Source organism: Aeromonas sp. QDB54 (genome assembly GCF_027707385.1).
Lineage (GTDB): Bacteria > Pseudomonadota > Gammaproteobacteria > Enterobacterales > Aeromonadaceae > Aeromonas > Aeromonas hydrophila.
Genome location: NZ_JAPCIT010000020.1, coordinates 90,461 through 104,497 on the forward strand (window position 1 = coordinate 90,461; position 14,037 = coordinate 104,497).

At 63.9% G+C, this 14,037-nt stretch carries 2 protein-coding genes; both read right to left on the reverse strand.

Annotation, left to right across the window (positions count from 1 at the left end):
* Nucleotides 1-206: 206 nt before the first annotated feature.
* On the reverse strand, nt 207-13,514 hold the full coding sequence (rtxA, locus tag PG881_RS18505; protein ID WP_270801939.1) for an MARTX multifunctional-autoprocessing repeats-in-toxin holotoxin RtxA: 13,308 nt from the start codon (nt 13,512-13,514) through the stop codon (nt 207-209).
* A gap of 17 nt (nt 13,515-13,531) precedes the next feature.
* Entirely contained in the window at nt 13,532-13,942 is a 411-nt protein-coding gene (locus PG881_RS18510; RefSeq protein WP_270801942.1) for a protein-lysine palmitoyltransferase, read from the reverse strand.
* Between the last annotated feature and the right edge of the window lie 95 nt (nt 13,943-14,037).

Below are 14,037 nucleotides of genomic sequence, written 5' to 3' on the forward strand. Positions count from 1 at the left end.
CTGGCCATGCCTGAAAAGGCAAGTGCGGCCTCAGCCATTGGCAGAGCCTGTGATGAGCGGCGAGCAGGCTGCGCTAAGGAGCCGGTAGCCCAGGCGCGCCTTCCCGTCGTCACGCACCGCCAAGGACGCTCACGCCCACCGTTTTCCCATAAAAAAACCTGCTCCGAAGAGCAGGTTTTTACCTAACGGGATGGGAGTCAGATCGCTCAGGCGACCCGGCCCTTGCCCTGGATCACATCACCCCAGGCCGACTGCACCAGGCTGTTGGCCTGGCTGTCGAGCCGGTTGAGCAGGCCCATGTCGCCCGCTTCTGGGGCGAAGCTGCTCATGGCCTGGATCAGCTTGTCCACCGCCTGATGGGAGAGCGCGCTGTAGCTGCGCTCGCCGTCAGCCTGCTGCTCGCCAAGCCCGATCACCAGCTGGGCCCGGTTGTCGGCGAAGTAGTTGCTGAAGGTGGCACTGCCCAGCTGCTCGAACTTGCCCTGCTCGCTGGTACCGTCGGTATGACGGTTGACCAGCAGTTGCAGATCGTAGCCGCTGCGCTTGAACCAGAGATCCCGCCAGCTGACGTCGTTGAAGACGATGAAGTCCTCCTTGCCGATGTCCTGCACCAGATTCTCTATCACGGCGCCACTGAACACGAAGCTGTCGACGCCGGTGCCACCGCTGAACTGGTTCTGATAACCCCCCAGCACCAGCAGGTCATCGCCGACGCCGCCATCGAGCTGGCTGAACTTGGCGACCTGATCGGCGATCAACCGATCCTGGCCGTCACCGCCCCGAATGGTGGCGTGATAGCCCATCAGCTTGACCTGGTTGTTGCCATGTTCGGCCAGCAGACGGTTGTGATTGCCAAACACCATGGCAAAGTCGTCGCCCTCTCCGAGCCGGATCTGGTTGTGATGGCCGATGGTCACCGTGAAGTCCTGATCCGCGCCGGCGTCTATCTGGTTGTAGTTGCCGGAGGTCACCAGATAATCCTGGCCGGCCCCCCCTTCCACTATGCCCTCTTCCCCGAAGATGAAGGCCTGATCGTTGCCCTCCCCCATGAAGGCGCGGTTGACACGGCCGGCCAGCACGGCGACATCGTCACCCTGCCCGCCGAACATCATGTTCTCCCGACCCATCATGATCCCGGTGTCCTGACCGGCACCGCCGGTGAAGATGTTGGAGGTCCCGGTGGCGTAGAAGACATCGTCCCCGCGGCCACCCCAGAAGTTGTTGTTGTCGCCGAGGTAGGCCCCCAGATCCTTGCCGTCTCCTCCCCAGTTGAAGTTGTAGTTGCCAAGGGAGACATGCATGTCGCCATCCCCCTGCAGGTGACCACTGTTGCGCAGGAAGTCGAAGGTCTGCTCCTTCATGTTGAGCAGATCGGCCGTCAGGTTCTGCTTGAGGTTGCTGGCCAGCGCCACCACCTCCGCCTGCTTGTCCCGGTTGAACAGGGTGGCAAACAGGTTGGGCAGACTCAGCGCATTGAAGCCGAAGGCACGCTCCTCGGTGGCGGCTGGCAGCGCCGCCGGCTTGGCGTCGCTCCCCTGCTGCACCGTCACGGTACCGGACTTGACCTCCTCGGGTGCCTCATCCTGCAGACCGTGGCTGCGGGCAAAGCTGCTGAGGGCATCTTCCCCCAGATCCAGCCCGGCTTTGAGCTGATCGAGCCACTTGGCCGGATCGGTCAGGCTCTTGAGCTGATCGCCGCCAAACTCGGCGATGACGCCCAGCATCTCCTGCAACAGGGCCGGCGCATCGATGGCCGCCCCATCGCGGGCCACCAGCTGGCCACGGGCGTTGTAATCCACGCCGAAGATGTCCGCCAGCGTGGTATCGGCCCCCACCCCGGCCAGGCGTCCCAGCAACCGGTTCTGCAGCTGGCGCGGCAGATCGGTCGGGGTGAAGGTAAAGGTGGTTTTCGCCTGCCCGCTGGCAGTGAACTCCTGGGTCATCAGCCCGAACAAGGAGCCCAGGTTGGTGTCCAAGATCGCCTGGATGTTGTCACCGAACACGAAGTTCCAGTTGCCCGTGGTGACCTGGATGTCGGCCCCCTGACCGGCCACGGCGAAGTTGAAGACCAGCTTATCGTTGGCCTGGCGCAGCTTGTCCGCCCGGCTCAACGGTCCCTGTTCCCCCTGGCCGCCGCCCGAGATCCGCTTGTTGAACTCCTTGTTGAGGGTTGCCTCCAGATCGCTCTTGAGCCCGCGGCTGCTGCGCTCATGGTCGCTGTCCAGACGCGTGAGCGAGCCGTATTCGATGCTGCTGGTCTGATCCAGCCCGGCCATGTCGGCCACGAACTTGTTGGCACCGGCCAGGGTCCACTGATCCCACTGGCTGGCCACCCAATCCGGCTTGGCACCGTCACCGGCGATCTGCTGGAGGGCACCGGCAATACGGGCCGCCCCGCCAAACGGGTTGACCAGCGGCGGAGTGGGGATGGATTTTTCCAGCATCACGATGAGATCGTTGCTGCGCCCCTGGTTGAAGCTGACATTGCGTTGCCCCACGAACAGCTGGGCCCCTTCCAGCGCCCGGTAGCCGGCGATGTCGACGCTGTGTTTGCTGTCGCCATCCCCGATGTGCACCATGACGTTGTTGTCGCCGAAGGCCAGCGACTTCATGCCGCCCGTGCCCACCTTGACACCCAGGTTGGTGGTCCCCCAGTTGAGGGCGGTGAACTCGCCATCCCCCACGTTGACCTGGATGTTGCCCGAGTAGCTGACCGCATTGTCGGCCTGGCTCGAGGCCGTTTCCGGCTGGCGCTGTTTGTCGGGTGCGACGAAGGTCTCGTCGTTGTCGGCAATGGCGCCCCGGGCACGGCTTTCGCCCTCGCCCACCTTGGCCAGCACGATATCCCCTTCAGCCACACCGCCGCGCACCCGCTCGTTGTGCGCCACAGGTTCGCCGGCGTCATCCAGGGTCAATACCACCTTGTTGGCTGCCACCTTGCGAGCCCAGACATCCGCCTCATCGCGGGTATGCTTGCGCCCGCCCTGATCGACCGCCACTTCACTGCTGCGGGCCGATACCTGGGTACGGATCCCCTCGCCATCCAGCGCCTGAATAAAGCGGCGGGCAAAGCCGGTCTGCAGGTCCTCGCTCACCAGGGAGCAACCCACCAGACTGATGTGGCTCGGCTTGGTGGTCACGCCAGCCTCTTGCTGCAGGCGATCGCCCAGGCGGCGCAGATGACCGGCCAGCTCGTCGGCGCTGTAGCCGCTGAGACGACTGTTGTTCTGCCCGTCCGCATCGCGGCCATGCCCCACCACCTGCCAGCGGATATTGCCCGCCAGTTGCGCAGGGTCGCCATACACCACCCGATAGTTGCCATCCGCATCCAGCTGTACCACCAGACTGCGGTCTGGGTGCTTGCCAGCCAGGCTGGCCGCGGCCTTGGCGGCCACCGGATCATCTTCGGTCTGAATGATGATCTGGCTGGTGAAGCGGGTCTCGCCCCCTTCACTGCCCGGCACCACCTCAGGTCGCTGCCACTGCTCGACCCGCTGGTTGCGAACCGGCTGATCCGCGCCATCCAGCGCCGCCGGCGTGCGGCTCAACAAGCCGCCAACAATCTGCTCGGCGTACTGACTCATCAGGCGGTTGCTGGCCAGATGGCCATAGAAGGTCTGCTCGCCGCTGACCTGATAACCGGCCACGGCCAGCTTGGCCCGCAGTTTTTCCCCTTCGCTGCCGAGCCCTTCGTTGTCGGTCAGCAGCATGATGGGGGTGCTCTTGGGCAGGCCGTCGAGGTTTTTCTCCACCGAGAAACGACCGTTGACCGCCTTGGCAAGCGCCCCCACCAGACCGCCCGGGTTGGGCAGCTCGTGGGCCGTGATCGCCTTGCTCATGCTGGGCATGGGGCGATCGAGCAGCAGCCCGCCCACCGGCTTGCCCTGCTCGGCGGCATAACGGACCAGGTCGGCGGCGATGGGCCCGCCCATGGAGTAGCCATGGATCAGGATCTTGCCAGGCGCCACCCCGCGCTCTTCCACCAGATAGCGGAACATGGTGCGGGCATCCTGGTAGACCCCCTGCTCGCTGGGTCCGCCATCGCTGGCCCCATAGCCACGCAGGTTGACCGCCAGCATGTCGACGCCCTGCTTCTGATAGTGGCTGCGAACCGCATCGGCCTGCTCCTCGGCGGAAGAACCCGAACCATGCAGGAACAGCACCACCTCGGGCTTGCCATCCTGCGGCGTCCCTGGCCGCTCGGCCCCCTTGTGCAGGTAACCGGACAGACGGCCGGCATCCCCTTGCAGGGTCACCGGCTCGGCCTCGCCCTTGCTCACCGCATGGTCGAGCAGTTGGCGGGTGATGTCGCCCACCTGGCGCCGCTCATCGCGGGTGCCGTAGAGGTTGTCGTTGAGGAAGCGGGTCAGCGGATTGAGTGGCTGTTTGTCCAGCGGGGCCGAACCATCGTTCGCCACGGAGACGGGTTTGCCGGAGCCTGCTGACAGCTCACCATCGGCAAGCGTATCGCCCTTGCGTGGCGTGCCAAGGGCGACCAGCTCATCGAGCTGCGCCGTATAGGCATGCTGCTGATAGAACTCGAGAGTACGGCCGAAGGCACCATCGAGGGCAGCCTGTACTGACACCTTGCTGTCTTCGCCAGCCAGATCGATCAGATCCCGGTAGTTGGCGGTATAGCTCTCCAGCACCTGCTTGCGCGCATCCCCGCTCTCCTGCAGCGCTCGATAGACCGTCAGACTCTCGTTCACCGAGTGACCACCATCGAATACCAGGAAGGCAAGGGTGTTGAGGTAAGCCTGGCTTGGGGAGTAAGCAGGATCTTTGGCCGCCAGATAGTTGTTCAGGTGGACCATGATGTTGGTCGAGCCGGAAGCACCTGTCACCACGGACAGCCCCTTGTCCAGCGCATTGCGCTCAAAGGTGGTCTCCTTGCCCGGTGTCAGGATGCGGCCATCCGCCACGCTGCGCCCGTTCAGGAAATCCTCGTACTTGTCACCACCGGGCTGGTAGTGCAGACCGGTGCCATAGTCGCTGGTGGTACGGCCAGGCAGGTCGACCTGCAGCAGACCATCCTTGGCCGAAGCAACCTCGGTACTGGTCGAGCGCGCCTTGGTGATGACGCTGCCGTAGAAGCGATCGCCCTCTCTCTTCCAGTTGGCCGTGTCCATCCCAAGCTCGGGGTGGGTGGCCATCTTCACCGCCAGGAAGGGGACCTTGATGACATCGAAACCGTTGTCGACCCGGGTCATCATCTGCTTGAAGTTGGCAAAGGTAGGCTCGGCCAGGAACTCGGTCAGACTGGGCACCCGGCTGAACCAGGGACGGGTGTCTTTCTTGATGGCCTCGGCGAATGCCGCCATTTTCTTGTCGATGCGCTGGGTGCGGGTGGCCTCATCCAGTTGCAGTGTCTGGATCCAGTCATCAAACTCCTTCACCAGCTTGGATCCCAGCTGTGCCGAGGTATCGAGCGCGGCCTGCGATGGTGCCGTCACCAGCCCATGAGCGATCTCCGAATCGAAGCGACGGCCAAACAGGTTGTCGATGTACTGGCCGGTCGCCTTGCTGCGCTGGGCATCTGCCAGCAGCGATTGGGCCAGCACCTGCAACTGCGGATAATCCCCCAGCGTCTTGCTGGCGGTTTCAAACAGGGCGATGGTACGCGGCCCCCGCACGTCGCCAGACAGCCAGAGGGACTTGATCTCTGCGGCCAGCTGGCGGGTTTGCGGCGTGTCGAACTGGTTCAGCTGGTGCGCAAATGCGATCAGACTGTCATGCTCGGTGCGCGGCGCCTGTCGCTCGGCGCGGGAGTTGGTCTCGGTCAGTGACCGGATACCAAGCTCGCTCACCTTGGCGATGTCGGTGGCACTGAGCTCGCCCACGGCACCGATAATCCGGCCGATGCCATCGAATACCAGTTGCTCTTCAAAGCGGGCAGCCTGCTCCGGCGGCAAGGCCAGCCCATACACGCCAGCGCTCTTGGCTCGGGAGGCAAACGTATGGCTCAGCAAGGATGCCGCTTCGAAACGCAGCGCCTTCACTTGCTCGCCGCGCCGGGCAAACTCTTTGGGGTCACGCGCCTGCCACTGGGTCAGGCTCTGTTCCAGCAACCCCAGATTCGCCTCCGATGGTTGCTGTTGCACCCGCACCACGGCCTCACGCACCGCCTTGAGGCGCTCGCTTGGCAGATCGATGGAGAGCTTGCCCAGCTGGCGACGGGTGGAGTCAATGAAGCCGTTGTCTCCGCTCTTGAGCAGCTGGAAGGCAAAACCGGCGGTCTCGGGAACGGCGACGGCCGGTCCCCGCACAGGGTGGTCCAGCGGGGCCGTATCAGCATTCGCCACGCCCGGGCTCTGGTCTCCCGGTTTGTGGCCGCCTAGGGCCTGCAGTCCGCTCGTCACCTCTGCTTGATGCTCGGCGGTGAGCTGGCTCCATGCCTCGGCATGGTTGGCCATCACCCACTCGGCCTTGTGGTTGGCAGAGGCCACCTTCTTGGCATTCTTGACCGGTGGCAGCCCCTGGCGCTCCCGATAGGCCTGATACCAGCTGTCGAAGTCCGCGCTCTGCTCGACCAGATGGTTGACCGCCGCCACTATGGTACGACGACTGACCGGGTCGAACTGGTCGAGGGTCTTCACCTCCACCCTGGCGGTCGATTCCGACTTCGGCACAAACTGGCTCAGCTCGTTCGGTACCTGGCGGAACTCGAACAGGATGGCCGGCTCGGGGTGCTTGCTGTCCCCCGTGGTCGCATTGTTGATGCCATGCCCGGCTACCTCGCCACCAAATTTGAAGTAGTCATAGATGTTCTGTGCCAGCGCCGGTGAATAGGCCGACTTGAGGGTCGCCAGGATCTGCTCGGACACCAGCTTGCGGTCATGGGCACTGAGCAGGGCCAACATGGCCACCGGCTTGGTTCTTGGCAAGATTTCCCAGGCATTCTTGACCTTGGGATCGGTCAACCCCTGGGCGTTGGGCGTGATCCCCTCGGCCAGCGGATCCCAGTCATTGATGTGAATGCCGTATTCCCGGGCCAGATCGGCCGTCTTGCCATAAATGGAAGTGAGGTAGGCAAACACATTCTGTGCGGTGGCCGCATCTTCCCACTGCACATTGGCCGTGTTGGACAGCAACAGCTCCTTCAGCTCGGGGTGATACCAGGGAGCGGACTCCAGCAGCCGGATCTCCTGGGAAGAGCCGCTACCAAACGCCTTGGCGCTGACCGCCACGGTCGCCTGCTGGCCGCTCGGCGTCATGCCGATGGTCTGCCCCTGACCGTCACGGGCGGCGCCATTACCGGCCGCGATCACGTGGTTGGCATTGGAGATGACCAGGGTGAAACGGCCATCCTCGCTCACGAGATCGGACAGTCTGGTGTGATTGGTCTGGCCGATGTGCTGGGTGAACTCTCTGGCAAGCCAGAGCATGGCCTCCTTGCGAGCTTCCACCGCCTGCTGATCCTGCATCTCGCTTGGATAGGTCACCAGCTCGATGGTATGGGTCTGCCACTGGTTGATCCCTTTGACATCGCTGATCCCGGCGGGATTGGTGTACCCCCCCTGGTTCATGTCCTTGGTCAGCATGAACAGCGGGTTGCCTGCCGCATCGTGCACGTAGCCAAACTTCTGTGCCGAGTTCTTCGGCAGCGCCACCACCAACCCAGTCAGCTCGTTCTCGATGCCGATGGAAGAGCCGTCGAAGTGACTGCTGAACTCAGGCACGGCCTTGCTGCCCGTGCGGGGGCCATGCAGACCGGTGAGATCCACGGCCGCCGTGGCCAGTACCTCATGCTGCTGCACCGGTTTGGTCGCCGTGGCTGTCGCCTGCACCTCCTGCTGCACCTGGCTCGGCGTTGGGGTCGGGGCCACCGGTGGTGTCGCCGGTTGACGGATCCCGGCATTGATCTGCAGCCGGTTGACCGCCGCCAGCGCCCCGTCGAGGGCGGACTGTTCCTGCTCGCTCAGCCCGGTGGCAGTGTCGATGGCCGAGGGTTGGACCTCATCAGGAGCAGATACGGTGCCGACGGCTGGCACATCCAGCTCGCCGGCCTGCGGCAGGGGCTGTGCGGTGGCCGAGGGCTGGCCGGGCTGGGCACCCTGGCGGTTCGGCTTGTCGCCGCTTTGCTTGAGGCTCGCCGCATTCTGTTTGGCCTGGTTGGCCTGCAAACCGGCCTGGCTGGCCGCCTGCTCGCCGGCGAGCTGCGCCTGGCTGGCATTCGCTTCGCCCTGCTGCTGCCGCGATGCTGCCTCCCCCTGGCGAGCCAGCGCGTCGAGACGGCGCTGTTCGGCCTGGGCGGCCCGCTGCTGGCCAGCCGCCTCGGCGTCACCTTGCAGCTGTTCACTGCGCTGCTGACCCGTCTTGGACTTGGCCTGCGCGCTATCGACCTGCTGATGCTGCGCCTCATGGCGAGATCTGGCCTCTTCGATCGCCGTGCCAGCAGTGTTGCCGGCATCGTCCAGATCTTCCTGGACCGTGCTCAGCAGACGATCGGCAAAGCCGGTGCGCCAATGCTGGCCGGATGGCTCGCTCGCCGCGTCGGACGCTCTGACCTGCTCGAAGCGGCGCGCCAGCGTATCGAGCTGCGCCGTCATGTCGCCGGCTTCCGCCTCGATGGCGGCACGCTGCTGCTGGCCATTCTCCGCCAGCTTCTGCTGGTCGGTAGCCTCCAGCTGGGACTGGCTCCCGGCGATGGCGGCCAGCTGCTGCGCCTTCTCCTGCTCGAGCCGCTGTTTGTCGGCATCGGCACTCGCCTGATCGCCTCTCGCCCGGGCAGCGTTGTCGTCTTGCACCAGCTGGGCGCTGACCTGGCCTATCTCGGCCTTGCCAGAGGCGGTGGCCTCCACGTTGTCGAGCAGGTAGCCAAGGCCGTTGCTCTCACCGATACCGCGGAACGCCAGGGTGTTGCGACCCTCGCGGGCCGTCAGCGTCAGCGCCTTGCTCTGCCAGCTGCTGGCATCCCCTTCGCTGGCAAACACCCGCTCGCCATTCCACAACACCTCGATGCCGTGTTGCAGGGAAATATTGGCCCGGCGGGCAAAATCAAATGTCAGGTTGACGGTCTCGCCCGCCTTGAGGCCGGCAAGATCCTGGGAAATCTGGGTATTGCGGTCAGTCGACAGTTCGCTGACCCGGGCACCGTGCCCGTCAGCAGCCAGCCCGTAGGTGGCAGCAGAAAAATCTGCCTCGATCCCGTCACCGGCATGCTGCCAGCCGTGGGCGCCCCGCTCGAAATCGCCGTTGACGATGAGGTTTTCACCGCCCCTTGCCAGGCCTTGCTCATCGAGCTGCAGCGCCTTGTCCATGGCCTGCTCGTCGCGCTCGCCGGCCTGGCTCACCTTGCCGGTCAGACTGCCGGCCAGGGAGGATTTCACCTCGCTGATCTCGTCCAGCCCAAAGCCGCTGAGCCCCTGCACCTCGCCCAGGCTGGCCGCTTGCGGCGCCTTGAGCGGGCCCTCTTCGTCCCCCTGCACCAGATAGTTGATGGCCTGGTTGCCGGCGCTGCCGAGCAGGGTCTGCTTGATGTTGTCAAACAGGGTGCCGAGCTTGTTGCTGCTGGTATTGCTGCTAGCGATGGCCAGGCTGTAGAAATCGCCGTTGCCGATCTTGATGGCCACGTTGTGGCGGGCATAGGCCGCCGTGATGTCCAGTCCGTCACCGATCTGGACGTTGGCATTGCCCTTGCCCTTCATGACAGCAACGTTGAGGCCGTTCCCCACCTTGGTGTTGAGGTTGTAATCACCCCACACCAGGTTGACGGTGGTGCCATCACCCACCTTGACGTTGTTGTTGAACTTGCCGTAGGCGGCCGTCACGCTCAGACCGTCCCCTACCGTAGTGGTCTGGTTGACCTCCCCCTTGGCGAGGGTGACCTGGATGCCGTCCCCCACCCGGGTGACGATATTGGCCTTGCCAAGCAGCGCCTGATAGCCTTCGCCCTCCCCGACCTGGGTCACTATGTTCGCATCGCCCTTGGCCAGCACGACCTGACGGCCATCCCCTACCTTGGTGATGACGTTGGCCTTGCCCCAGGCGCCGGTGTAGCCGTCGCCGTTGCCGACCTGGGTGACCAGGTTGGCCTCCCCTTGCAGCACGGCCACTTCACGCCCATCCCCCACCTTGGTCAGCACGTTGGCGCGGCCCTTGGCGAAGCTGTAACGATCGCCGTTGCCGACCTGGGTCAGCAGATTGACGTCGCCCCAGGCGCCCTGCACCACCAGCCCGTCACCCACCTTGGTGATGAGGTTGGCGCGCCCCTTGGCCAGACCTATGGTGCTGCCGGCCCCGACGTGGGTCATCACGTTGCCCACCTCGGAAATGAGCAGACCCACCGTGGTGCCGTCACCTATCTTGGTCAGCAGGTTGCCCTTGCCCCACAGCACGCCGGCGGTGGTGCCATTGCCCACGTGGGTCAACACGTTGGCATCGGCCTTGGCGATGGCGCCGAGGAAGTCATCCCCCACCTTGGTGATGATGTTGGCCTTGCCCAGCGCCAGTACGCCGGTCAGACCGCTGCCGACATGGGTCACTATGTTGGCCTTGCCGAACAGGGCTGCCAGCGTGGTGCCGCTGCCCACCTTGGTCATCACGTTCAGCTCGCCGGCAAACAACCCCAGGCTGGTGCCGTTGCCGATGTGGCTGTAGACGTTGGCCTTGCCGATCATCAGCGCGGCTGTCAGACCATCCCCCACCTTGGTGAACAGGTTGGCCTGCCCCAGCATGGCGGCGAAGGTCTCGCCAGCACCGACGTGGGTGAAGACGTTGGCATTGCCCACCATGGCGGCCTGCGTCATGCCATTGCCCACCTTGGTCGCCAGGTTGCCCTGGGCCAGCATCAGCGCCACGGTCAGGCCGTCACCGATATGGGTGAAGACGTTGGCCTTGGCCACCATTAGCGCCAGTGCATTGCCATCGCCGACCTTGGTGAAGACGTTGGCCACCCCGCCCATCAGGGCCCAGGCATCGCCTTGGCCTATCTGGGTAAACAGGTTGCCGGCGCCGATCATGGCGGCAATCGCCGTGCCGTCGCCCACCTTGGTAAACAGGTTGCCGGCAGCCCCCATCACACCCAGGGTGTCGCCGTTGCCGACATGGGTCAGCACGTTGGCGCCCCCCAGCATCACCGCAGAGAGATCGCCATCACCGACCCGGGTCAGCACGTTGGCAGCTCCCAGCAGCAGCGCCTGGGTATCCCCCTGACCAATCTGGGTCAACACGTTGGCGCCGCCCCCCAGAATGGCCTGCACCTTGCCGTTGCCCTTCCTGGTCAGCACGTTGGCACCGCCCAGCAACACGGCGCGGGTATCGGCAGCCTCATCACCCTGGGTGACGTGAGTCAGCACGTTGGCGCCGCCCAGCAGACCGGCCGTCAGTTGGCCCGCACCGAACTTGGTCAACACGTTGGCACCGCCCACCGACAGGACGTCGAGCCGGCCGTTGCCGACCTGGGTCAGCAGGTTGAAGCCGCCCCCCGCCAGCCACAGACCGCGGCCGTCGCCCAGCTGGGTATGGCTGTTGTAACCGCCCAGCATGACCACCTGGCTGTCGCCACGGCCCTGCTGCACCGAGATGTTGCCATAGGCCAGCAGACGGGCCAAGTACTCGCCGTCACCGCTGCGCACCAGCACGTTGGCCGCACCGGCCGCATAGACATCCATCCGACCCTGGGCGCCCTGATGAACCAGCACGTTGGCCAGGCCCGCCCCGCGGAACACCAGGTCGCCGCGCTGGCCGCGCTTGATCAGCACGTTGGCCGCACCGGCACCGTTGAAATGGATGTTGCCTTCGGTCACATCGGACTCGATGACGTTGCCGCCACCGGCGCCGTCAAAGAAGATGTCACCCTTGCTCTTGCCGCCACTTTGCTGGCGGGGCAGCAACGGCTGGCTGGAGAACTCGCGGGTGGCCGGCAGTCGATCCGACACGGCCGTGACGGTATCGAGCTGGTAGCGCACCTCGCTCAGGGAGTAGCCCCCCGTCCCCATGGCGGTGAAGCCTGTATGCTCCGAAATGACCTTATCGGCCAGCCCCGCCAGGTGGTTGCCCTCCTTGTACCACGCCTTGGCGAGGTACTTGAGCGCCCCGGTCTCCCGATCATTGGCCAGCTCCACCACCACTATCTTGGTGTAGGGACCAAGCTGTTTGGCAAACACATAGGTGTTGGCCTGCGCCCGGGATTTCACCGCGTTCACGTCGACCTTGGTGCCATCCTCAAAAATGGCGTAGCCGCTCATCTTGGCGCTGGAGAGCGTCACGTCGGCAGCCGCCACGTTCACCCCGCCACCGTAGTTGATCCAGCTGTTTTCGGTCAGATCCGCTTCCACCGCCTCCAGCTTGATGCGCTGACGCCGCTCGAACACCAGATCGCTCAGCCGATAGGCGCCGTCGGTTTGCGTCGAGACGAAGCCGTTGCCCGCATCAATTTGACGACCGGCCAAGCCATCGAGGTGGTTGCCCTCCTTGTACCAGGAGGTAGCGTGATAGCGCAGGGCACCGTTCACGCCATCATTGGAGAGCTCAACCCGGTTGACCTTGGTGTACATGCCGTCAAAGAAGGCAAACAGGTAGGTATTGGGCTGCAGGCTGGACTTGATGGCCGTGACGGCCTGGGACTGGTTGATCCAGCTGCCGCCCATGGTGGCGGTGGTCAATGCGATCTCGTCGGCACGGGCGCCGGCGAAGGGGGAGCTGTCGCTGTCCGAGCCCTTGCGGGAGAGATGGTTGTAACCCCCCGCCCCCTTGAAGTGGATGTTGCCCTCGGCCACGTCCGACAACAGCCGGTTGTAGCCGCCAGCCCCGTTGAAGCGGATGTCGCCACGGGTCTGCAGGTACTCATCCTGCTCGTTGCGCAAACGGGAGAGCTCGTTCCAGCCGCCGGCCCCGTTGAAGCTGATATCCCCCTCGCGCCCCTTGCGAAACACCTTGTTGTAGGCACCGGCGCCGTTCAGGGTGACGTTGCCGGACTCCACCTGGGAGCTGATGATGTTGGCCGCACCGGCCCCCGAGAAGTGGATGTTGCCCTGCGAGCCCTGATACTGGCTGTGCCAAGTGCGGTCCAGCTTGTTGGCCGCCCCGGCGCCGCTGTAGCTCAGATCGCCGCGGTCGGTCTGGTGCCAGAGCTTGTTGTAGCCACCGGCCCCTTCGAAGCTGACGTTGCCGCTGATCCCCTTGCGGGTCAGGAAGTTGGCCAGCGCCGCTCCCTGATAGCGGATGTCACCGTCACGCCCCTGATGATCGATGTTGGTCGCACCGCTGGCGCCGGCAAAGTGGACGTTGCCGGACTGGGACTTGCTGATGTCGGCATAGCCCGCCGCTCCCTTGACGGTCAGGTTGCCGGAGTCGTCAACCACCTTGAGGTAGGCGGCACCGCCATAGACGCTGTCGTTGCCCGTACCGGTATAGACGGTGGCACCGATGGAACCGACCCTGATGGTGTCGTCACCACCATAGGCGCGGATGACACCGCCAAAGCCATAGGCATCGATCTCATTGTTTCCGTCATCTGCCGTGTAATTACCGGTAAAGAAGTACTCAATACTTCTCCATACACTCTTTCCCATGTATTAACTCATTATGATTAAATGGAAAACCACTGCACCCTGCGCACACAATGGCCAAGTTCAGCATGAACATGACCGCGCACTGTGCAGACCCGCTGCCCTTTCCATGGCAAGAATATCCGGCGACGCAGATCGCTCACCACGGCGCGGGCGTGTCCGTATGGCGCTATCATCTCCGGAATAAAAATGTGGTCGCCGGATTGCCAATCCTCACGGATCAGCTCCCGCTCGGCGGCCAGCAAGGTGTCACGAATGGATAAAGAGACAAACGCCCAGTTGCAAAATGCAACCGGGCGTCCGCATGAGTCTTCATAATAGCAGAACTGGTTCAATTCAAATGCTGGCAATATACGTTGCTGCCACTCGGCGACGGAATAACGCCGGTGCAGGGAGGAGTGCTGACTGAGCAGCATGACACCTCCCAACATATGTTGTTTTTGTTGCCAGTTAGGGAAGGTGCGAACAAGTCCCTGATATGAGATCATGTTTGTCATCTGGAGCCATGGAACAGGGTTCATCATGA